This window comes from Pseudoalteromonas piscicida (assembly GCF_000238315.3).
GTDB classification, from domain to species: domain Bacteria; phylum Pseudomonadota; class Gammaproteobacteria; order Enterobacterales; family Alteromonadaceae; genus Pseudoalteromonas; species Pseudoalteromonas piscicida.
The window spans coordinates 311,069-333,255 of sequence record NZ_CP011925.1; the positions used below are offsets into that span (position 1 = coordinate 311,069).

18 protein-coding genes are annotated in these 22,187 nt (G+C 43.4%); 11 read left to right on the forward strand and 7 right to left on the reverse strand.

The window, feature by feature from the left end:
• The 4 genes from PPIS_RS20905 to PPIS_RS20920 all read left to right on the forward strand — a co-directional run bounded on the left by PPIS_RS20905 (position 1) and on the right by PPIS_RS20920 (position 7,062).
• Positions 1–2,397 (forward strand): ABC transporter permease, encoded by a 2,397-nt coding sequence (locus PPIS_RS20905; RefSeq protein ID WP_010370142.1) that lies wholly within the window; start codon positions 1–3, stop codon positions 2,395–2,397.
• A gap of 4 nt (positions 2,398–2,401) precedes the next feature.
• The gene (locus tag PPIS_RS20910) at positions 2,402–3,784 is read left to right on the forward strand and encodes a sigma-54-dependent transcriptional regulator (RefSeq protein WP_010370138.1); all 1,383 of its coding nucleotides are present in this window, start codon (positions 2,402–2,404) and stop codon (positions 3,782–3,784) included.
• A gap of 13 nt (positions 3,785–3,797) precedes the next feature.
• Positions 3,798–5,054 (forward strand): sensor histidine kinase, encoded by a 1,257-nt coding sequence (locus PPIS_RS20915; RefSeq protein ID WP_010370135.1) that lies wholly within the window; start codon positions 3,798–3,800, stop codon positions 5,052–5,054.
• Positions 5,055–5,547: 493 nt separating this feature from the next.
• Positions 5,548–7,062 carry a hypothetical protein gene (locus PPIS_RS20920; protein WP_010370131.1) on the forward strand — a complete coding sequence of 505 codons (1,515 nt, stop codon included), beginning with the start codon at positions 5,548–5,550 and terminating at the stop codon, positions 7,060–7,062.
• Positions 7,063–7,174: 112 nt separating this feature from the next.
• On the opposite strand, the gene PPIS_RS20925 is transcribed toward PPIS_RS20920, so the two are convergent.
• Both PPIS_RS20925 and PPIS_RS20930 read right to left on the reverse strand, forming a co-directional pair.
• A complete protein-coding gene (locus tag PPIS_RS20925; protein WP_010370128.1) occupies positions 7,175–7,783 on the reverse strand; it encodes a LysE family translocator in 609 nt (202 codons plus the stop codon).
• Between the two features lie 37 nt (positions 7,784–7,820).
• The gene (locus PPIS_RS20930; protein ID WP_010370126.1) at positions 7,821–8,648 is read right to left on the reverse strand and encodes an AraC family transcriptional regulator; all 828 of its coding nucleotides are present in this window, start codon (positions 8,646–8,648) and stop codon (positions 7,821–7,823) included.
• A 308-nt stretch (positions 8,649–8,956) separates the two neighbouring features.
• Here PPIS_RS20930 and PPIS_RS20935 point away from each other — a divergent pair, with 308 nt between their 5' ends.
• The gene (locus tag PPIS_RS20935; RefSeq protein WP_010370122.1) at positions 8,957–9,502 is read left to right on the forward strand and encodes a DUF4410 domain-containing protein; all 546 of its coding nucleotides are present in this window, start codon (positions 8,957–8,959) and stop codon (positions 9,500–9,502) included.
• Positions 9,503–9,615: 113 nt separating this feature from the next.
• Positions 9,616–11,652 carry a serine hydrolase domain-containing protein gene (locus tag PPIS_RS20940; RefSeq protein WP_010370119.1) on the forward strand — a complete coding sequence of 679 codons (2,037 nt, stop codon included), beginning with the start codon at positions 9,616–9,618 and terminating at the stop codon, positions 11,650–11,652.
• Between the two features lie 145 nt (positions 11,653–11,797).
• On the opposite strand, the gene PPIS_RS20945 is transcribed toward PPIS_RS20940, so the two are convergent.
• The 3 genes from PPIS_RS20945 to PPIS_RS20955 form a co-directional block, all read right to left on the reverse strand.
• Entirely contained in the window at positions 11,798–13,831 is a 2,034-nt protein-coding gene (locus tag PPIS_RS20945; RefSeq protein ID WP_010370118.1) for a S9 family peptidase, read from the reverse strand.
• 323 nt (positions 13,832–14,154) lie between these two features.
• Positions 14,155–15,195 (reverse strand): methionine synthase, encoded by a 1,041-nt coding sequence (locus PPIS_RS20950; protein ID WP_010370114.1) that lies wholly within the window; start codon positions 15,193–15,195, stop codon positions 14,155–14,157.
• Between the two features lie 28 nt (positions 15,196–15,223).
• On the reverse strand, positions 15,224–16,201 hold the full coding sequence (locus PPIS_RS20955; protein WP_010370111.1) for a DUF1852 domain-containing protein: 978 nt from the start codon (positions 16,199–16,201) through the stop codon (positions 15,224–15,226).
• Positions 16,202–16,666: 465 nt separating this feature from the next.
• Here PPIS_RS20955 and PPIS_RS20960 point away from each other — a divergent pair, with 465 nt between their 5' ends.
• The 4 genes from PPIS_RS20960 to PPIS_RS20975 all read left to right on the forward strand — a co-directional run bounded on the left by PPIS_RS20960 (position 16,667) and on the right by PPIS_RS20975 (position 19,338).
• Positions 16,667–17,476 (forward strand): sulfite exporter TauE/SafE family protein, encoded by an 810-nt coding sequence (locus PPIS_RS20960; RefSeq protein ID WP_010370109.1) that lies wholly within the window; start codon positions 16,667–16,669, stop codon positions 17,474–17,476.
• Positions 17,477–17,524: 48 nt separating this feature from the next.
• Positions 17,525–17,821 (forward strand): DUF7674 family protein, encoded by a 297-nt coding sequence (locus tag PPIS_RS20965; RefSeq protein WP_010370106.1) that lies wholly within the window; start codon positions 17,525–17,527, stop codon positions 17,819–17,821.
• Positions 17,822–18,031: 210 nt separating this feature from the next.
• Positions 18,032–18,712, forward strand: coding sequence for an RDD family protein (locus tag PPIS_RS20970; protein WP_010370103.1), 681 nt, complete (start codon positions 18,032–18,034; stop codon positions 18,710–18,712).
• A gap of 140 nt (positions 18,713–18,852) precedes the next feature.
• Entirely contained in the window at positions 18,853–19,338 is a 486-nt protein-coding gene (locus PPIS_RS20975) for a GNAT family N-acetyltransferase (protein ID WP_010370100.1), read from the forward strand.
• Positions 19,339–19,370: 32 nt separating this feature from the next.
• On the opposite strand, the gene PPIS_RS20980 is transcribed toward PPIS_RS20975, so the two are convergent.
• Positions 19,371–20,234, reverse strand: a complete 864-nt coding sequence (locus PPIS_RS20980; protein WP_010370098.1) for a LysR family transcriptional regulator — start codon at positions 20,232–20,234, stop codon at positions 19,371–19,373.
• 27 nt (positions 20,235–20,261) lie between these two features.
• Positions 20,262–20,726, reverse strand: a complete 465-nt coding sequence (locus PPIS_RS20985) for a hypothetical protein (protein ID WP_010370094.1) — start codon at positions 20,724–20,726, stop codon at positions 20,262–20,264.
• A 288-nt stretch (positions 20,727–21,014) separates the two neighbouring features.
• Here PPIS_RS20985 and PPIS_RS20990 point away from each other — a divergent pair, with 288 nt between their 5' ends.
• The gene (locus PPIS_RS20990; protein ID WP_010370091.1) at positions 21,015–22,007 is read left to right on the forward strand and encodes an LLM class flavin-dependent oxidoreductase; all 993 of its coding nucleotides are present in this window, start codon (positions 21,015–21,017) and stop codon (positions 22,005–22,007) included.
• Positions 22,008–22,187 lie beyond the last annotated feature (180 nt).

Here is a 22,187-nt window from a genome sequence, read left to right on the forward strand (position 1 = left end):
ATGGGATTACTTCTAGACTTTCGTTACGCCCTGAGAAACATCGCCAAATCAATGCGGTTTACGTTATTGATGATGTTTATCATGGTTGGCAGTTTGACCATATCTTTGATTGGTTTTAACTATATTTATACGGTGGCATTTTCACATAGCCAAGTGGGTAGTGGCAGCCCAGAAATCAGGATCTTTAAGGTTCGTAACCCTATCAGCATGCAAAATCGGTTTGAATACAGCATGTTGCCACAGCTACGAGAACTTGATGAAGTTAAACAACTTGAAGAGTGGCTTTATATTGCGCCAGCGAGTGTTTGGGTAAGTGACGCTGAACGAGGCAATCATTATCGAGGCTCCTATGTTGATGAACGCTTTTTTCAGTTTCTGGACATTAAACCTGCACTTGGGCGATTTTATACTGCTGAGGACTTTGTGGGAGCAGCCCAAAATGTGGTCGTGATTTCAGACTATCTCTGGTTGCATCTATTCCAAGGTAGCAAAGACGTCATAGGGCGCACAATGGTCATTGATCAAAAGCCTTACGAGATAATCGGTGTGATGCCCAAACACAATAACTTCCCGATATTTTCTAAACTTTGGCTGCCACTTAAAGGCAATAACACAGCACCTGCTGATACCATAGATATTATTTATAAGATGCCAAATGAGATAGTAGAGGCAAGGCTTGAGCAGCGTTTAAGTTTATTTTTCACTGATTATGCACAGCAACGAGTTAGTCAGTCAGCACTTGAGGTAGATAAAACGGTTCATGTTGAATCTATGACCTTGGTGGAATATAACACCGACGGTGAAGCGGTATTTATATTTACCCTGTTTATGGCTGGTATCGTACTTATTTTGCTTATTTCTTCAATTAACATTGGTAACTTACTTTTTGCCAAAATCATCGAGAGACAAAAAGAGTCGGCTATTCGTGCCGCGATTGGCGCGAAAAAATTAAGGGTGGTTCAGCAGCATGCTTGTGAGGGCTTGGTTTACTGCGTTAGCAGTTGGGTCGTGGCGCTATTGCTAACGGATCTCGGTTTGCGAGCGCTGAACTTTTTTATGAATATGATGTTTGGTGGCAAAATGCCGTACTGGTGGTATTGGCAGCTAAATACAATCACCATTTTGGTGTCACTATTGCTGATAAGCTTGGTATTTGCTATTGCTGTGCTGTTACCTGCGGTGAAAACCGCTAACTTTAACATCAATGATGTATTGCGAGACGGCACACGAGGCGCAACCGGAAAACAAGCGGGATTGATGTCAAAACGCCTACTGTCTTTGCAGGTGACCTTAGTGAGCTTTATGCTGATGGCGTCGAGCACCATAGGCTATGTGATGTATTCTATGGCGGGAAATATTGACGGCGAGACCCTCAAAGGGGTGTACTCAACTGAGCTGCAATTTCAAACTGAAAGCGAGTTTTCGAGTGATAAAGCGGTCGAAATGGCAAGCGCATTGGTCGTGGGAATGACATTGGATCCTGCCTTTAAAGAAGGGCGCGTGTATCAACGGGAGATGGAGCTTGATGTGCTAACAAGCGAGGGCGAAGTTTATACCGATAAAATCATAAATATTGAAGCGGTGTCTCATCTTTTTGAGCGCGAACTGCAAAGCGGTCGGAACTTCACGGCACAAGACAACACAGAAGCTGCGCCCGTAGTGATCATTAGCCAGTCTCTCGCACACGCGTTGTTTGGCAGTGAGGATGTATTAGGGCGCTCACTGATGTTACGTGATGCAAAATGGCCTAGCGCTAAAATAGTTGGTATTGCAGTGGATGAGATGAGCGTTGTCGCCAGCGATCGTCGTCACGAAGTCTATTTTAGTTTTCGTCAATATGCGCCAAAGGAAAACGCAATGGCGGTTAAGTTCATTACTGAGTTGCCGCCAAGCCAAAGTTACGAAGCCTTCTATCGCGTGCTAGGTAGGCTCTCAAGCAAGCTCGAAACCAGCTATATTTTTGATCACTACGACAACCATCGCTCTATGATGGGGGCGTTCACCAGTATCATTTATGTGTTTTTGATTGTGGGTGGATTTGCCTTGACGCTTTCTTTAATTGGTATTTATGCCATGGGCCTGAGTAATATCAACAAATCTAGCTATGAAATAGGCATTCGCCGTGCGCTTGGCTCCAAAGATCGCCAGATCATGTTGTTATTTATCAAGAAAAATCTAACCCATACTGTTACAGGGCTGACTATTTCTGCATTAATTTTCTATATCTTGTGTTATCTTGCTGTAGACTTTTTCCGCGGTATTGTGCCATTTAGTGTTATGTTTGGTGCGGGTAGTATCACTTTACTACTGGTATTTGCTGCGGTATGCCTTGCGCTTTATATCCCGGTGAAACGCAGCATAAAAGTCCAACCTGCGGTTAGCTTAAGAATGGAATAATAATTTGAAAAAGGTGCTAATAGTAGACGACTCGCTTGATATTCAAGCGAGTCTGAAGTTTTTACTTGAGGATGAAGGCTACGCTTGCCACGGTGTGGTGACACCTGAGGCGGCATTTGATTATGTCAGTACACAAGAAGTGGACTTGGTGTTATTGGATATGAACTTTACCCAAGACACTACCAGTGGTAAAGAAGGGCTGATGGCGATTGCTAAGCTTATTCAAATCGATCCACTTTTACCCATTGTGGTGATGACTGGTTGGGCGACGTTAGACCTTGCCGTCGCTGCGCTAAAGCAAGGAGCGGCCGATTTCATTGAAAAGCCATGGGATGATGAGCGCCTTGCTCATAGCATCAAAGTACAAATCGAGAAGCGAGCTGACAGACAACATTTAGCGCGGCTATCTGCTGAAAACGAACGCCTTAAAAAGCCCCAACAAACGGTCAATTTCGTTACGCAAAGTGAGAAAAAGCAGCGTGTACTGACACAGCTCACCCAGTTGGCACAAAGCGATATGAACATCTTGCTAACCGGTGAAAATGGCACAGGAAAGAGCTATTACGCGCAGTATATACACGAGCATTCAAGTCGTGCTGATGGCAGTTTTATCTCGATTAATATGGGGGCGGTGAGCGACGAGCTATTTAACTCTGAGTTATTTGGCCATAAAAAGGGGGCATTTACTGATGCGAAAGCAGATCGCGTGGGTGCATTTACACTCGCCAGTAATGGCTCGTTGTTTTTAGATGAAATTGCCAATTTATCTTTGCAGTCTCAAGCAAAATTGCTTCAAGTGCTAGAAGAGCGAAAGTACGCAGCGGTTGGCAGTCACAAAGTCTTGGACAATACTGCGAGGATTATTTCTGCTACTAACTGTCAACTCAATGAAGCGATTGCCAATAATCAGTTTCGCCAAGACTTATATTATCGATTAAATACTATAGAAGTAGAAATACCGCCATTAAGAGCGTGTCCAGAGGATATCTTACCATTAGCAGAGCGCTTTTTAATGCGCTTTAGTCATGATTATAAAAAACCACCACCGAGCATTATGCCCTGTGCTGCTAACGCACTGAGTGCTTATGACTTTCCTGGCAATGTAAGAGAGCTTAAACATATGATGGAGCGCGCGGTATTTACTTGTTCAAATGCTCAGGTATTTGCCAGTGATTTGGCGCTCAACGCTACACCGCACTCAGCGTTGCAATCGATGAATACTGCTACAGTGAGCGCGCCAGAAAATCATGATTTAACACTGGATGAAATTATTGAGCAAGCACTCTTTAAAAGATTGGAATTTCACGGTGGTAACGTATCAAAAGCGGCGAAGAGCTTGGGACTATCGCGCAGTGCGTGGTATCGCAAAATGGACAAATATGAGTAGGAGATAAGCAAACATGTTTTATCGATTTGGACACTGGTTGTTAAGTGCATTACTACTTATATTTGTTAACGTTTTACTGCTTGCGCACGACTATCCTGCAACACTTATTATGTTGATAGACTTAGTATTCGCACTATGTTTTGCTTTGCTCACTTATCAATATGGTGCGACTAGACAAAACACCATTAACCTCATTGATACCTTGTTGATATCACTTCGCCAAGGCGATTATGCGGTACGAGCGGTACACGGCAAAGACACACAATTACGTTCAACGGTGGAACACTTAAATGCGCTTGCGCAAACCATGCAAGCAGATCAGCGTGCGCTGGCCGAGCAAAGCAACTTGCTAAAGCAAATCATTGAAAAGCTTGATTGTGCACTTATCGTGTTTGACAGCGAAAGCGTTGCATTTGCCAACAGCTACGCTGAGCGCACCTTTTTTGATTGCTATAAAGACGATGCCTGGCGCTGGTTTCAATCACTACAAGCTCAGCAAAAGCAAGGAAAGGTTTCGGTGATGCTTGACGGTACCGAGCATGCTTTTTTGCTTGAACACGACAGCTGCTACATTGCCAATAAACCTCACACTTTACTGGTTTTAAAACAGCTTGATAGTATTTTATATCAACAAGAAAAAGACGCCTTACAGCGTTTTGTTCGTATTTTAAGTCACGAGATCAATAACACTTTAGCGCCGATCGGCACGGTAGCGCGCAGCCTTACCAAGCGTTTAAATGGTGAGTTAGATATAGAAAGGTTTAACAGTGGCCTGTCACTTATCAACGAGCGCGCCAATTACCTTAAATCTTTTATGGGCAACTATGCCTCTCTTGCCAAACTGCCTCCTGCGCACAAGCAAATTGTCGTGCTCAGTGAGTTTTGCGCTCAGCTACAAAGTATCTACCCTCAACTAAAGGTAGAAAGCACAGCTGACCTGCTCGGTTTTTTTGATACGAGCCAAATCAAACAGGTGCTTTGTCATCTTATTAATAATGCCCAAGAAGCGTGCACGCCTTCGCCACAAGTCACACTCAACATCATCCCAGATGCTGACAAATTAGCGTTTTCGGTCACAGACACAGGCCCCGGTTTTTCCAACCTAAGCGAAGCCGCTGAAGCATTTTACACTACCAAAGCTGATGGCAACGGCATAGGCCTAATGCTTTCTCGCATCATTATTGAAAACCACGGCGGACAACTCAAACTAGGCAATAACCCAAGCGGTGGTGCAAAAGTCAGTTTTAGCGTAGAGCGGGGGGGAGGTTGAGTGCTGAAAGTAGCAAAAATATCAAAGAGACCCTGAGCAAAAATAACGAAAAAAGTAACGAAGGCACCCAGTGTAATATATTCAAAATCATGAGTTAAAGAGCTTAAGTATGAAGTAGGTTACAGGGTGAGAAATTTGAAAGATTTTAGGGCCTGTTTATCTTTCAAGTTTATTTTTGCAGCAGTTTGATTGGTATTTATACAAGGCAGAGCCTGCGTAGCATAGTTGTTCTATGTGAGTCAGGCGATAAAGACTTTGTGCTCCTGCAAAGTCACCTTACCCCACATCCTTGTGGGGCAACACAGAGAAAATGCCAGTCAAGCGCTGCCCTTTGGGTTCACCTGAGTGCGCTTTGTTCATTGTTGCTCAACTTTTGCCTAGATCACTAGGCGGCAAGTCGAGCGTCGCGACCAAAACACACTCAGGAGAACAAAAATCAAACAGCAAAGGTCAACAGGCCCTAATTAAAAAACAACATTAATAAGGATTGTTTATGATATCACGATGCATTTTATTGGCACTTACACTGGCTAGTACAATTGTGTTTGCAGCTCCACATAATGGCTTGCTCGATCCTGCTAAGGGAACTTGGCAAAACAAAGATGAAGATGGTGATGGTGTGTTAGATGAGCATGATGAGTTTCCATTTGATGGTCAACGCGCTCGTTATCCCGAAATTGCCGAGATTGAACCTAATGATAACCCCAGCAATGCAGTAAAAGTTGCGCATCAACTTCCGTTTAAAGTAAAGGGGGTGATTTCGAATGCGGGTGATAATGGTGATTTGTACCAGTTTAGTGCAAACAAGGGCGACTATATCTCAGCTCGCATTATCTATAGCTCAGATAATTTTAAGCCCAAAGTGTACTTTTCCGAGCAAGGAGGTGTTGTGATCAACTCATCGCAGATCCATACCCATAGCGCACTCAACATGGCGCATATCCTGACTAAAATACCCCATGACGGAAAATTCAATTTGAGCGTCATTGATGATTTGTCGGGTGGCGCGCCGGAGTATTCCTATGAAATTTACGTATTTAAAGATAATGACACCGATGGAATTGATGATCATGCCGAATATGCAATTGGTGTTGAACCAACTCGTATAGATACCGATAGAGACTCTATTCATGACTTCTATGAGTATTATGTAAAGCAAGGTACTACACTCGATGAGGACAACAATGGGGTAATTAATTTATTGGACTTAGACAGTGATGGCGACGGCATTAGTGATGAGCGCGAAGGCTCAGGAAATGCAGATCAAGATGATAAATTAAACTTTTTGGATCTTGATTCTGATAATGACGGCATAGCGGATGCCGACGAGAAACTCAGCGCGAAAGGATGGCCTGAAGACTCTGACAAAGACGGTGTTGAGGATTTTATCGACCTAGATAATGATGGCGACAAAGTTTTAGATATTTATGACGCCGAGCCGTATGAGCGAGTGCGAGGCTTTAGATTAAGTGATTCACCGAGTGTACAAATATCCTCTCAAGCTGGTTATTACGATGGCTATTCATTACCTCGAATTTATCGTATCGGCGATAGTGTTGTATTTACTGGTGATGACTTTGCCGGGCTGGAGAACCCAAAAGTGGTTATCTATAACGGTGAAGAAATTTATAATATCGCGCCAACATCGCACACCAACTCAGCGCTAATCTTTGAACTCAATCTGCCACTTCGCAAATATAAGGCATTTATTTACACTCGAAATAAGCGTTCTAATGAAGTGCGGTTAAGCCCATACAAAGCGGGTTCACCGTTAATATTTGGATATGCCTCAATCAAAGTTCAAGAAGGTGAGCAATATGAGCTTAAGGGAATGGGGTTCGATGGTAAAACCCGCATCGTAATGGGAAATAAAACACTTGTTCCTTCAACTCATACACCATCAAGCCTTACATTTACGATACCAACCGGTATAACAAAAGGCATATTACAATTAACGAATAATGTTGGAGCGAGCAATAAGGTTCGATATCGGGTGCAAGCGCGCTAAAAAATAACAATAGTAGACCAAAGAAGATTCAGACACCTACCTCAAAGATAGAGAAAAGACGGTTAAAGTTTGTCGTGGGTGTCAGCCGTTACCATCACTGCCTACTCATTTGTTATTTCACTATCCAAGGCACTATGACATGGTCATAACCAATGCTTAAAGACACATAGACTAATAGCGCAGCCATTACTAAGTTAAAAGCTTTAAAATACTTGGGATCGGAAATCTGTTTACCCATCATTGAACCCACTATCGAATAGCTAGTGGGAGCTCCGAATGCAAGTACAGCAAGGAGTATTGACCATATGACAACGGCGCTGCCGGTAATGCCAACGCTTGGAAACTGAATGGTAGAAACCGGCAACGTAGCGATTAGCGCTTTGGGGTTGAGTAGCTGCATGAAAAGTCCGTCTCGAAAGCTCAACGATTTGGCCGCACTTTGCTTATCAGATAGCTTGACATTAGCATGCGCCACTTTCCAAGCAATATATAGAATATAAAGGCACCCTGCCAAGCTGATAAAAGGCAGTAGCTGTGGATTAATAAACTTGAGCCCGACAATCCCTAAGATAACGAATAAGATGAACATTGCCATTCCAACGCCGGCGAAAAAACCGAGATGAACACGCGTCTGTTTGTTTAGACCACTATGTAGACCTAGCAAGTTGATAGGCCCAGGGGTATACATTACCCCGATAGCATAGGCGAAAATTTCTGACATGATTTACTACTCCGATATAAGCAGTTAATGAGCTAACTTAACGGCCCAGCTGCAACTGAAATTGTTTTGGTGTCATGCCAAATACGCGTTTAAAGTTACGATTTAAGTGACTGGCATCAGCAAAGCCGGACTCTATCGCTGCGGTGGTGGCGCTAGAGCCTACAAGTAGCTGTTTGCGAGCATAGTTGATTCGACAATTCAAAACATACTGGTGTGGAGTAATGCAAAAGTGTTCTCGAAAAGCTCGAATAAAGTGATATTTAGACATATTGGCGACATCAGCGATGTCATCAACCGAAATATCGTTGGCAAGATTAGCCAATATATAGTCTTTAGCCCTGAGTACTAAGGTTTCAGCCCTTGTTTTACGAAGTGGTAACTCTAAACAGCCATGCAAACGAACCAATGATTGAGCCAACTGAAACAAAGCGGCTTCGTGCTCAATTTTGGAGTAGGACCGTCCCAAAAGTTGCTGAGATATGGTAAGAACTTGATAGCGCAACAGTGGATCATTGAACAAGGTGTCGTTAAGTCTTAGCACTGTTTCTTGTTTATAACCAAGAGAGCGAAACAGTGGTTGCAATTCTCTTGGGTGTACGTAAAGCATCACATACTCTAAGCTGTGTTCGCCCCCAGAGTGGCCGTCATGAATATCTTCGGGATTGAAAAGCATTATGCAGCCAGGCTGGCTTTTATAAAAAGCACGGCGACAGAAAAAGTCTTGTCTGCCTTTTAAAGTGAGACCTATTGAGTATTCTTCATGAGCATGTTTGTTGTAGGAGAAATCACTCATGGTTGCGCACAGCATGGATACATCATCCTGCTGAGCACTATGGGTATATATAAAGTGATTATTTTTACTCACACTCCCTCCTTCTGTTTGAGCACTTTAGCAAAACTACCAAGTCAATATATTCAAGCTATCAATAAAAAAATTGAACGAAATTGCTGATATCCACTACAGAGTTTGCTTAATACTCTTCACAAGGAAACTTAGTTAACCTGAGCTTTGGTCATTTAACCTATCAAATAAATCATAATCGATGCAAAGCCAAAGAACATAGGTGACTCAACTGCTTACCTATTACGGGAAAATATTTGATACCATAGCTGCCAACGAAGGTTAGCATGCCGTTAGCCGAATATATATTGAAGGTCGGAAATTTACCCCTAATGAAACATTTTAAAATATTTGCCGTAATAATCTCAGTGCTCATTTTCAGTGGCTGCGCCGCCCACATTCAAGAGACAAGTAAAACAGCGAATAGAGCTGCAGTGAACACGCCACAAAGTGTATTTTTGGATATTACTCCATCGCACTCAGTTTCTAAAAGTAAGTCACTTTCTAACAGCATTAATGAGCTAAAAGCGCTAATAGCCAAAGACTTTAATGGCAGTATTGTTGAGTCTGGAAGTGCAGCTCAAGCACCTTTATCAGTCGAGATCACCATCGAGCACTTTCGTTATGTGTCTGGATTTGGCCGCTTTATGGTAGGTGTAATGGCGGGTGATGCCGAGCTGAAGCTCAATGTAAAGCTAATAAACACTGACACTAACGAGGTGGTTGGTGAGTCGATACTAGATACTCGATCTGAGTTTATCGAAGGCATTTTTGGTGCAACTACTTCTAGGCAGCTTGAAGCAGTATCTAAGAAAGTGGTGAGTATGATTGGCACGGTGGAGCGCGAAGGTAAAACTGATAATACCGCTAACTCTTAGTCGATATTGAAGTTCCAAATAGTCAAAGAAACCTAGTTTTTGACGATGGGGCTCCTGTATACCTTTTTGAGCCCCACTGATGCGCATTACAAACAAAGGGACGTGAAGCCAATATGAAAACGAAGTTTGTTGATATTGCACTTGTTTTAAGAGCCTTGATGTTAACTGTCGCGATTGGCGTATTTTTTAACGCGAAAGCGTGGGGTGATAACAGCCCACAGCTGTTGCGTGATAGCGCAGTTAGCGATGTACAAGCGCCCTTGGAAAATCCAGATTTAAAAGGACTACGGACTTATGTTGATGACTGGGTCAAAAAGGCAAGGGGGCAATATAATCTGCCTGGAGTTGCGGTTACTATCGTCAAAGACGGTGAAATTGTATTACTCAAAGGCTATGGATTTGCTGATGTATACAGCCAAGCTATGGCTAAACCGAATAAAACACTATTTCGCATCGGTTCTATCACCAAAACAATGACTGCACTTGCAGTGATGCAGCTGGTGGAGCAGGGTAAGCTATCTATAGATACTGATATAAATGAATATCTGAGCGAATTTAAAATACCTGACACCTTTAAAGCGCCTATTACAATCCGTGCCCTATTAAGTCATCGGGCGGGTTTTGAAGAAGCGGATGCCGGTAACTTGTTCGTTGAAAATGCCTCAGAAATGCTCAGTACAGAGCGATATCTCGCAACACATATGCCCAAGAGAATTTGGCCACCGGGTGTTAATGTATCCTATTCCAACTATGGTTTTGCTTTGCTTGGTTATCTGGTCGAGTTGCAGTCGGGTATGGATTTAGCGACTTATATGGAGCAACATATTTTTTCTGTACTGGGTATGCAAAACACGACATTACGAGAGCCAGTAAAAACCAGTGCAGCCTTAACTGCGATGAAACCTGAGCTACAACAACAGCTTGCAACGGGGTATTTTAGGGATAGACAAGGCAATAATATCGCCAAACCTTTTGAATTTATTGGGCATGTAGGTGGTGCGGGGGCCATTTCTGCAACTGCACATGATATGGCGCTTTATATGTCAGCTCTGATGGGTGATAACAACCTGTTCGTGCAGCCAACTACCCAAAAAACAATGATACATCGACTTTACGACGATAGACCGCTGGCGACAGGGATTGCTCATGGCATGTTTAATGGCAAGCTTAAGGGTTATGAGCAGCGTTATCACTCTGGTGCCACACAGACGTTTGCCGCCAACATGGTGATCTTTCCTGAAGTTCAATTAGGTATTTTTGTTTCAACTAACGTTATGGGAAGCGGGGCACACTTTGTTGAGGCTTTACCGACTGCGATATTGAATAAATTTTATCGAAACAAGCCGATAAATCTTGTAAAGCCGTCGCAGCTCAGCACATCTTCCCAAGCAAACATCTACACGCAGGTTTTAAAACAGCAAGTTAGCCAACCAAACCTTGAAGATTATACGGGAACATTTCTGAGTACTCGTCGTTCGTATACTCAACTGGAAAAACTGGCCGCATTAGATGCGGCGGCTGAGATAGCCATTGATGACCAAAATAGGTTAGTTATGATGGTTGCAGGGAATAAAATAAAACTGAAGCACCTTGAAGCGGACGTCTTTCAAGCCGGAGCTCGAGACGCGCCTATTTTTTACTTTTATCGCGATGGGACAGGGACGGTAAATCGTTTTTCGGCGAGTATGTGGTCTGGCGATTATGAACGAGTAAGCTTCTTACAAAGCCCACTTTTCTTCAACTTGGCGTTGGCGATATCTTCGTTGTTATCGCTATCCACTTTGCTGTTCAGTTTTGTTCGAGCTCGCAAAAGCAAAAGGCTTGACCAACTTGAAAAGTTGGCATGTTTTAGCTCAAGTATGATACTTGCAGCGGTGCTGGGCTTTATTTTAATGAATGCCGGTATTGTGTTTGATGAATATCAATTTCACGCAAGCTTTCCCACCGTAGAGGTAAAGCTGCTACTGTCTTTGGTGATAGCAATCGTTCTCACGACCTTTTTGAAAGTGCTAAGTCTTCCAATCATGTTGCGCATGAGTGATTTGTATTGGTTTTATAAAATACACTATGTGATTTTTACACTGAGTTGCTTAAGTTTTATTTATGCATTTTGGATTTGGAATGCGGTTGGATTTAACTATTTTGGCTAGATTTATAAAGTTATCAGTTAGTCGAAATTACAGACCCGCTCTCGCTAATTTTAAAAACATTGAGTTAGCTTTTTAAGCTAAACTTCAGCTTCAGATCGAAAATGAGTCGATTTATGAAAAAAGCCGCTTTACGCGGCTTTTTTCCTTACTTCTTGTACTTTTCAAACCAAGCGAGCGTGTGCTCGATTTTGCTGATCATCCGAGAAGGACGGCCTGCAATTCCATGTGGCGCACCTGGAATTTTGACCAGTACAGAGTCAATTTTACGTAGCTTAAGCGCTTGGTAGAACTGTTCAGTTTCGGCCATTGGCGTGCGCAAGTCTTCTTCACCCGTCATTAGCATGGTTGGTGTGGTTACGTTGCCAACGAGCGAAAGCGGTGAGCGCTGCCAATAGTGTTCCATATGCTCCCATGGCATACCTGGGAATTGCGTTGGAATTTGACCAAGGCCACTGTCAGCGGTAAGCACTTTACTCAGCCAGTTGATCACTGGCTTTACGACAACAGCAGCGTTAAAGCGGTTAGTTAAGCCAATCGCGTAGGCTGTTGCGATACCACCTGCAGAGCCGCCAGCAATAAACAGATTATCTTTGTCGATAAAGCCTTTCTCAAGCATAGCGTCTACCCCTGAGTTATGATCGGCAAAGTCTTCTTTCGAGCTGTATTTGTACTTGAGTAACATCGCAAAGCGCTCGCCGTAAGAGCTGCTGCCTCTGTGATTGTCATAAAATACAACGTAACCTTCAGCGGCATAACGCTGTAATTCTGCTGAGAAATGGGGGCCGTAGGCTAAGTGTGGGCCACCGTGAATTTCTAGTAGTAATGGGTATTGTTTGTTCGGGTCAAAGTTCGGTGGCGTAATATACCAGCCCTGAATTTTCTCCCCGTCGAACGACGAGCTATACGTGATCTCATGCACTTTACCAAGGGTTTTATGTGCAAGTAGGTCTTCGTTAAGGTGGGTTAATTGCGTTACTTTGCCTTTTCTTGTTGTGATAGCGATGTCTGCAGGGCGCTCACTCGAACCTTGAGTAAAGGCAATTTCTCCATCAAAGTTAGCACTAAATTCACCGCTTAGATAAGGGCGACCAAGGGTTGTGCCTGAGAGCGTATCTGTGATGTCGGTAATTTTGCCTTTTGTGGTGATGCTCGCGAGCTTTCGCTTTCCGTGGTCATCGTAAGTCATCGCCAGTCTATCACTACCAATCCAAGTTGGGTCTTGGATTGAGCGGTCGAAGTCTTTGGCAATCATGTGGGAGGTTTTGTCCTGCCAATCCATAATATTCAGTTTGCTATTACGGTAAGGGTTTAGCGCGTTCGATGCACTAAGGTAAGCCAGTTTTTTACCATTTTCGGAAAAACTAGGCGCGTACTCACGACCAGGAGCCGACGTAAGCTGGGTGATATTACGGTTAAAATCAACTTCGAATAAGTCGCCCTCTAGGCGCTTGTATTCCCAGTCTGCAATACGGTTTGCTGAAAACACAATCGCCTTTGCATCTGTTCGCCAAGCGAGCTTCCCACTATGGTGATAATTACCAGAGGTTAATTGGCGTGGCGTGCCGCCTTCACTCGGTAACACGAAGATCTGGCGATAGCCAGGTTTGATAAGGCCTCGGCCATCTGCTTGGTAGTAGGCTTTGTCGATAACAATGGCAGAATCGGACCACTTCGCGCCTTTTGGTTTTTCTGGCATTTTGGCAATGACCGCAGGCTTTTCAGCAACCTTTTGGCTAAAAGCCAGCCATTTGCCATCTGGTGACCAAGTTAAGCCACTGATCCCAGATTGTAACTGTGTAAGTAGTGCCGTACGGTTTTGAGCAAGATAATATACATGAATTTGTGTGCTACCAGATACATTGCTCACAAAGGCGATTTTGCTACCATCTGGCGACCAACGAGGCTGACTGTAATTGTTTTCATCAGAAAAGAGTGGCGATTGTGCGCCTGACTTAGTATCGACCAGCCACAGGTTTTGTCGCTTAGCATCCTTCATTACATCATTGCTGTTACGCACATATACCACTTGAGTACCATCTGGTGATATTTGCGGGTCGTTTGCATATTCCAGCTCAAAAATGTCTCTAGCCTGTAATCCCACCTCAGTCTGTGCGACTGTTGGCAATGCAGCGCAAGCCAGTAAAGTGCAAATGAGCGTCCGTTTCAATCCAAAAGGCATAATGCCACCCTCTATATAATTTTTATTTAGGGCTACATAGTTATTCAGGTGCAATTCAATGTCACCTAATACGCGATGGAACGAAATAAAAACTCGATGTGTCAAATAAAATGGGAGTGACTGGCTGTTTGTTGTGTGAAATCAGGTGAAAGTTGCGGATGTTTGAAGTGAGTGTCCGTAAGTTATCTGCGCGCAAGTTATCTGAAAAAATGAGTGTTCACCAATGATGGAAAGCCGCTCAAGCTGCGCCGCTATCATTCCTTGAAGGCGGCACATAATTTAAGTTTTATTTAGCTGCTAGCGTTATTATTAATCTAGCTTGATTAAGCTGATTTTTTGGCTAATAGCTCTTGGCGCACGAGTTCAGCCCCTGCGCTCAATGCAGCGAGCTTACCTCTTGCCACCTCACGAGAAAGTGGCGCCATACCGCAGTTAGTACACGGGTAGAGTTTGTCGGCGTCAACAAACTCAAGCGCTTTGCGTAGTGTGTTGGCAACTTCTTCTGGCGTTTCGATGGTGTTGGTTGCAACATCAATCGCACCAACCATCACTTTTTTACCACGGATCAACGCTAACAAGTCGATTGGCACGTGAGAGTTATGGCACTCTAAAGAGATGATATCGATATTGGATTTTTGTAGCTTAGGAAACGCCTCTTCATATTGACGCCATTCTGATCCTAAGGTCTTTTTCCAATCGGTGTTGGCTTTAATGCCGTAGCCGTAACAGATATGCACTGCGGTTTCGCATTTGAGTCCTTCAATGGCACGTTCAAGCGCCGCAATGCCCCAGTCGTTGACCTCGTCAAAAAATACATTAAAAGCAGGTTCGTCGAACTGAATGATATCGACTCCAGCGGCTTCCAGCTCTTTGGCTTCTTGATTAAGGATCTTAGCAAATTCCCACGCTAGCTTTTCACGGCTTTTGTAGTGGTCATCATACAGCGTATCTATCATCGTCATAGGACCTGGCAATGCCCATTTGATAGGTTTGTCTGTTTGGCTGCGTAGAAACTTGGCATCTTCAACAAAAACCGGCTTTTGGCGAGATACTGGGCCAACCACGGTTGGAACACTGGCATCATAGCGGTCGCGAATTTTTACCGTTTGACGCTTCTCAAAGTCCACACCGCTTAGGTGTTCAATAAAAGTGGTTACAAAGTGTTGACGGGTTTGCTCGCCGTCACTCACGATATCAATCCCTGCAAGTTGTTGTTCTTGCAAAGCAATACGTAGCGCATCGTTTTTGCCATCAATAAGCTCATCGCCCTCTAGTTTCCAAGGTGACCACAGGGTTTCTGGTTGAGCAAGCCAAGCGGGCTTAGGTAAACTGCCAGCAGTAGACGTTGGTAATAGTGTTTTCATAATAAATGCTGTTCCATATTCCCGTTGATTATAAAGCGTAATTTGCAGACCACTGTTCAAGCACGTTTTGGTAAGGCTTGATAAAATGCTCTTCGGCAAATCGACCTTGTGCAATCGCCAACTGGCTGCGCTCTTCGCGGTCATAAACAATCTGTGTTAATGAGTGATCTAGGTTTTTCAAGTTTGGCTGATAGCACTTGCCTGCAACCGCATTGGCGTTGTAAATCTCAGGGCGGTAGATCTTTTGGAATGTTTCCATGGTGCTGATGGTGCTGATCAACTCCAGATTGGTGTAGTCATTCAGTAAGTCACCAAAGAAGTAAAAAGCCAAAGGTGCAACGCTATTTGGTGGCATAAAGTAGCGCACCTGTAAGCCCATCTTTTTAAAATATTGCTCAGTTAATGATGACTCATTTGGCTGATATTCAAAGCCAAGTACCGGGTGCTGATTTTCAGTGCGGTGATAGGTTTTGTTATCCGATACACTTAGGCAAATCACCGGTGGCTTACTAAAGTGACTCTTGTAAGCTTCTGAATCGACAAAGTATTTAAATAGCTTACCGTGTAAGTCGCCAAAGTTAGCTGGGATGCTGAATTTAGGTTGATCTTTATTATGATCAAGCAATAGCACACTAAAGTCGTAGTCACGTACGTAAGATGAGAAGTTGTTACCAACAATTCCCTCAATGCGTTCATTGGTTTTGTGGTCAACGATATTGGTTTTTAACACCTCAATTGACGGGAAAGTTTGTCCACTACCTGCAATATCCATATCAACTGAGACTATCTCAAGCTCAACAGAATAACGATCGCCTTTTGGGTTATCCCAGTTAGCTAACGCGTTAAAGCGATTATCAATCATCTTTAGGGCATTGCGTAAGTTTTGCTGGCGGCTTTCGCCTCTTGCTAAGTTAGCAAAGTTAGTGGTGATCCGCGTGCTGTTTGACGGATGGTAATTTTCGTCAAGACGAATGCTCTTAATAGTGAAAGTAAACTCGTTATTCATGTTCTTCAGGTATCCAATTCTAATGCTAACGCGCTCGGTAATTACGTTTCACTGCGGTAAACAGGTATCCACGGGGACGCAGTGACAGTGCCGAACATTAAGTGATGTGAGATTTATACGTGGATCATAAGATGAAGAAAAACGGTTTTATTTCACATAAAACATGAGTCTGATTCATGAGTTACAAAAATAGATGCCGCTTATTGAGTCGCATATGCAGAAAATATGAGCAATTGTAGAATGAAACTCACTGGAAATCTGAAAGTCTAGACTGCTAAATGTCTAAGTTGCATTTGTTTCAAGTAAAACGTGAGGAATATTCAAGGCTTATCTAAGTCAAAAGCACCAATGGCAAAGCGTAATGTTGTTATACTCGCCAGCGCTTAGGTGGCACAAAGGCTAAAAGCAACGCCCATATTGCTCACTTAGGTGATTGCGCCTCAATTAAAAGAAGAGATAAGTGGAATGAGTGAGTTGATTTTGTTGTTTGTGTATTGTGCACTACTCGGTAGTGTTGTCGGCTTTTTAGCCGGGTTGTTAGGTATTGGTGGTGGGCTGGTTATTGTTCCGGTGCTGAGCAGTATTTTATTGTACTTTAACGTGTTACCGCCGGAGCAAGTGGTCATAGCCGCTGTAGCGACATCGCTGGCATCCATTTTATTTACTTCTACCTCATCGGCAATCGCGCATCATAAAAATGGCAATGTACCATGGGATTTAGCGCCGTGGATAATGACAGGCGTTGCACTAGGCGCGCTTATCAGTGGTTTTTTGGCAGCGCTATTACCCGAAAACGCAGTGCGCATTGTATTTGCAGTAAGTGTGGTATTGATAGCAATAAAAATGTTTTATAGCAGTAAAAATGAGAGCTCAACCCAAAGGCAGCTGCCAAATAAAGGCATACTTACGGTATTAACGACGATCACCGGTGGTTTGTCTGCCATGATAGGTATTGGTGGTGGAGCGCTTTTGGTACCGCTGTTGACGTTTTTCTCTGTTGATATGAAAAAGGCCATAGGATGCGCCTCTGCATGTGGCATTGTTATCGCACTCTTTGGTTCTGTTGGCTACATTAGCTCGGGCAGTGCGCACTTTGCACTTTCGGATGGTTTCGCCGGATTTGTTTATTTACCAGCCCTTTTTGGGATTGTGTGCACGTCTTGGTTTACGGCTCCAATGGGGGCTAAAGCCACGCATCACTTGCCTGTTGCCACGATTAAAAAGGTATTTGCGGTGCTGCTGTTAGTGATGGCTGTGAATATGGCGGTGAATTAAAAAGCTGGCGCTGTTAATGCGTTCTTTTTTGGTAAAGTTGTTCCTTTGATGGCTGAGCATGAAAATTGCGCAACAAGCTTTCGCATGGAAGCATTTGCAAACCTGACTACTTATGCCTTTAACAACGGTGAGTTAGAGGCCGCAGCGGCACATCTAGACTATATAAACAACAAGCTAACTAACGCAAGTCCGCCACTGTGCAATTTTATTGATGCGTATTATGTGGAGCACATTTTTTGGTGTGCAACGCAGCAAGGTATTGATTTTGGTTGGCCTCTGATCCCAACTAATTTAAAAGCCTTATATCTCGACTTCCATGGCTCAGAACCGACGCCAACTCCTTAACTTGCGAAGTGTCATTACCCTACAACATAGCAAATACGCAATTGGTGCATGGTTACCAATTTCTATCTTATGTACTTTAGGTATGTACCATTATTTGGTATAAACGGCTCGAATTTAAATTACTGGTCACAGTTGGGTAAAGGCCGTGGGCACGTTTTACACGGCTTGCTTTGTCTGCATACCTGTTTGTCAATTTAGGAAAAATCAAAAGTGTTTGAAGTACCACCCTTTTCAGAGTATTCGTACGAAGAACTACTAGAAGTAAAAAAACATATCGATAGGGATAAGTACCCTGAGCGTTACGAAACTGTGGTAACGTTACTTAACGACAAGTTCAATGGTCACAACAGACAAGGTGAGACGCGCACCGAAGCGTATATCAAACCTTGTAAATATGCGACATTTTGGCCAAGAGTTGGGGCTATATTTATTGATGGTCTCATTCTTTCTGTTGTCATCTATATTGAGTGTTTAATTTTTGGATTCAATTACCACGGCAGTAACTTGTTACTCACGACGGTTGGTTGCATTCAAATGTCGCTTTATAACCTATTTATGCACGGTTGTTATGGTCAAACGCTTGGTAAGATGATTACAAGAATTAAGGTGGTTGATCACGATACAGAACAAAAAATCAATATTAAGCAGTCGCTTCGTCGCGAATCCGTTGAGCTGGTGCTTTATATGTTGTTTTTGGCACTCGTCATGGCTTTGAGTGTTGTATTATTAATGAACAATACTGTTCCACCTGCCATGTTGCATCTTTTGTCAGGTATTGAGGCGGTACTGTTATGTTGGTTCTTAGCGGAACTTGGCAGCGTAATATTAAATGATAAGTCTAGAGCGCTTCATGATTACATAGGTAAGACAGTGGTGGTGCGAGTCGATTAAATGTTCTAAAAATAATAACGAAAGCAGGCAAAACCAAACTTCGCCTCACCTTTGCAATATTCCGCGATGAGGTTTGATTCAATACTACTCTTTGTTTGGTTTACAGAACTTAACAAGACGAGCAAATTTGAGGGCACAATATGATAAGAGAGATAACTCGGGATGATTTTGAGTCATTTTGGCCAACATTTTCAGAAGTGATCCAAGCGCAAGAAACGTATGCATTTGACTCAACCATGAGTATGGAGCAGGCATTTTTACTTTGGTGCGAAACGCCGCTCAAAGCCTATGTATTTGTTGAACACGGTGAGGTACTTGGCACTTACTACTTAAAACAAAATGCACAGGGCCCGAGCAGTCATATATGTAACTGTGGTTACATGGTGTCGAGTTTGGCTCGTGGTAAAGGAATTGCACGGCTGATGTGTGAACATTCCCAGCAACAAGCGTTAGCGCTGGGGTTCGAAGCCATGCAATTTAATAGCGTGGTATCGACCAATGAACTGGCGATTAAACTTTGGCAAAAGCTTGGTTTTACCATTGTGGGCACTATTCCCAAGGCTTACAAGCATCCTAGGCTGGGTTTGGTCGATAGCTATGTTATGTACAAATGGTTGGCTGAATAAAGTGGACAGGCTCTAAACTAACGTGGAAAATGTTATTTTGCGCAGTCGATCAGTATTTGTTTACTGCGCATAGCCTTAAGTAAAAAGCTGATAAGCCGCTTGACGTTGGGTAAGGATTTTTTTGTTGGATGGGTTAAGATCCATAAATCTGCATAGTGTTCACTCGCTGGTGCAAATTCGATTAAATTAGGAAAATGCCTTGCAATATAATGCGCCCCTCTGATCATACCAAGCCCTTTGGATGCAGCCTGATGACGCAGCACTAAATCTTCGATTGATAGAGAAATTGGGGCGTTTGGATAGGGCGTATCAAGTAGCCAAGTCGGTCTTTCTGTTACGCTGGCGGTTATCCAAGAAACGTTTTCACTCGTGCGTTTATCGAGATAGTCTTTATGCATGAAGTAGCCAAGTGAAATCGGAAATAGCCGGTGACCAACTAAGTGCTCATCCGGAACGTGAGAAGCTCGGATCACAACGTCGGCCTCTGATTTCTCTAGATCGGAAAGTGCATAAGTAGTATTTATCGACAGCGTGAGGTAAGGATTGTTTTGCTGAAATTCATGTAATTCGTCTAACAAGACAAACTGCAAAATCGCTGGGGGGATAGATAGGTTTATTTGTTGCTTTAACTGCTTAACCGAAGTGTTAATTTGGCTTAAGTGAGGGGCAAGGCAGGCTTCCATATTTTCAGCGGCACTGAGCAGCTGCAGTCCCAATTCAGAAAACGTGACTTTGCCTTGCGAAAGCATGCATATATCAAGACTAAAGCGTTGATTTAAAACATGTAGCCTGCGAGATACCGTCGTGTGGTTTACGCCGAGAACTTTGGCTGCACCTCTGAGTGTATTGGCGCGCTTTAAGGCAAGCAGTAATTGAAAGTCATCCCAGTTTTCCATGCCTACAACACCAAAGTTTAGATGCAATTAAAGTAAAGTGTTTTTCGCATCATGTACAGCGAACGCAGATATTTTCCATTCACCATCAACTAAATAGACGTAATAGCTTGCGCCTACTTTATTAAAAAGTGCGCCTGATTGGGTGTATCGCTCAGCGATGTTGCTCACCAACGCAATATTTTTATCAAGAAAATGAATACTGACCTTGCTCCATTTTACGTGACTGACACCTTGTTCTTTTAGGCGTGTTAAGAATACTTGCACCTGTTTATTCATTTGCGTTTGCGTGATCACGCTCGGCTTTGAACGTGATGACATTAACATAAGCGTATCTGTGTACAGTTGAGGGCTGGTTGGTAAATCACCAGTTTGCAGATAATGGTTGTATTTACTCATGTAGCTGTCGAACAGTTTATTGATTTTAGTTGTGTCCGTTTCTGCTAATAACTGGCTACTAAAAGTAAATAAAATAAACAGGATTGCGGTTCTCATAAGATGTTGCTCCAAGTCATTTTTTTATGAGTCTAGCAGGCAAAAGCTGGTTTTATGTGGATTATTATGTGCTTGCTATGTTGCGCTTACGCACCACGAAACTAAAGAATTTTACCTCAAATACAGGGTTAGCCTAATTGCCTAGTCATCAAATTACAGGTGAAGCAGGCTTCTTATCTGCAACATAGCGATAGTCGAAAATCAGCAACAATGTAGTGCGGGATTTCGGATTGAAATGGATGCTGCAACCCTTACTCTATGGTGTAACTCAAACCGTTAAGGATTGTTATGACTTCACTTGCTAACATGCCATTTTCTTTGCTCGAATTAAGCCCGATGAAAGAGCGAGATACTGTTTCACAAACCCTCGCTAACAGTGTGGTTTATGCGCAAAAAGCGGATGAACTTGGCTTTAAACGCTTTTGGATGGCTGAGCATCATAATATGCGTGGCATTGTCTGCGCAGCAACCTCCGTATTGATAGGGCATATTGCCGGACACACTCACAATATTCGGGTGGGCGCGGGTGGCGTGATGTTGCCAAATCATCCACCGTTAGTTGTCGCTGAGCAGTTTGGCACCTTAGAAAGCCTCTATCCAGGGCGTATTGATTTGGGATTAGGGCGCGCGCCTGGTAGCGATCCTATTACCAGCCGAGCATTGCGTCGCGATGACAGACGTGCGGAGCAATTTGACGATGAAGTCGCTGAATTACAAACCTTGCTCGGGCCTTATGATGGTAAATCCTCGGTGCGTGCCATTCCGGGCGAAAATACCAATGTACCGATTTGGTTGCTTGGTTCGAGCCTTTATAGTGCCCAGCTCGCCGCAAAGCGAGGTCTACCTTATGCATTTGCGGGTCATTTTGCGCCACGATTCGTGCATGATGCTATCGCGCTTTATCGCCGCGATTTCCAACCATCAAAGGTGTTAGATAAACCTTATGTAATGCTTGGTTTACCGGTAGTTGCAGCCGATACCGACGAGCAAGCGCAGTATTTAGCTACCACGTCAAAGCAACGTATCCTAGCATTGATGCGAGGTCAGGCGTTATGGTTGAAACCCCCCGTTGACTCGATGGAGGGTCTATGGAATGCCCAGGAGCAAATGCAAGTCGAAAGCTTTTTAGGGCTATCTGTTGTTGGTAGTCCCGCGACGGTTCATCATAAACTCAGCATGATTAAACGTGAGTTAGCGGTCGATGAGTTTATTTTTACCAACGATTTATACGAGCTAAGTGATAGAAAACATGCGCTTGAAATCTTGGCGAGCTTAACGTAAAAGTCGGAGTGTGAAGGTAGTACTTAAGAGAGTACTTAAGAGAAGGTTTGCGGTACACTGTGAGTTAAAAATTTACAAGGAACGAAAGTTGAAAACGATTTGGTTGCGTATCCTTTCTCTACTTATTCTGCCTTTTATGTCGGGGCGAAAGAAATAACGCTCCGTCATGAAAATGAAAAC

Coding starts and splice junctions, on each gene's coding strand:
- PPIS_RS20945 (WP_010370118.1), bottom strand. CDS start 13,831: ATGCCTTTTGGATTGAAACGGACGCTCATTTGCACTTTACTGGCTTGC.
- PPIS_RS20985 (WP_010370094.1), bottom strand. CDS start 20,726: ATGAGAACCGCAATCCTGTTTATTTTATTTACTTTTAGTAGCCAGTTA.
- PPIS_RS20955 (WP_010370111.1), bottom strand. CDS start 16,201: ATGAATAACGAGTTTACTTTCACTATTAAGAGCATTCGTCTTGACGAA.
- PPIS_RS20905 (WP_010370142.1), top strand. CDS start 1: ATGGGATTACTTCTAGACTTTCGTTACGCCCTGAGAAACATCGCCAAA.
- PPIS_RS20935 (WP_010370122.1), top strand. CDS start 8,957: ATGAAACATTTTAAAATATTTGCCGTAATAATCTCAGTGCTCATTTTC.
- PPIS_RS20975 (WP_010370100.1), top strand. CDS start 18,853: ATGATAAGAGAGATAACTCGGGATGATTTTGAGTCATTTTGGCCAACA.
- PPIS_RS20920 (WP_010370131.1), top strand. CDS start 5,548: ATGATATCACGATGCATTTTATTGGCACTTACACTGGCTAGTACAATT.
- PPIS_RS20965 (WP_010370106.1), top strand. CDS start 17,525: ATGGCTGAGCATGAAAATTGCGCAACAAGCTTTCGCATGGAAGCATTT.
- PPIS_RS20960 (WP_010370109.1), top strand. CDS start 16,667: ATGAGTGAGTTGATTTTGTTGTTTGTGTATTGTGCACTACTCGGTAGT.
- PPIS_RS20980 (WP_010370098.1), bottom strand. CDS start 20,234: ATGGAAAACTGGGATGACTTTCAATTACTGCTTGCCTTAAAGCGCGCC.
- PPIS_RS20940 (WP_010370119.1), top strand. CDS start 9,616: ATGAAAACGAAGTTTGTTGATATTGCACTTGTTTTAAGAGCCTTGATG.
- PPIS_RS20990 (WP_010370091.1), top strand. CDS start 21,015: ATGACTTCACTTGCTAACATGCCATTTTCTTTGCTCGAATTAAGCCCG.
- PPIS_RS20950 (WP_010370114.1), bottom strand. CDS start 15,195: ATGAAAACACTATTACCAACGTCTACTGCTGGCAGTTTACCTAAGCCC.
- PPIS_RS20915 (WP_010370135.1), top strand. CDS start 3,798: ATGTTTTATCGATTTGGACACTGGTTGTTAAGTGCATTACTACTTATA.
- PPIS_RS20925 (WP_010370128.1), bottom strand. CDS start 7,783: ATGTCAGAAATTTTCGCCTATGCTATCGGGGTAATGTATACCCCTGGG.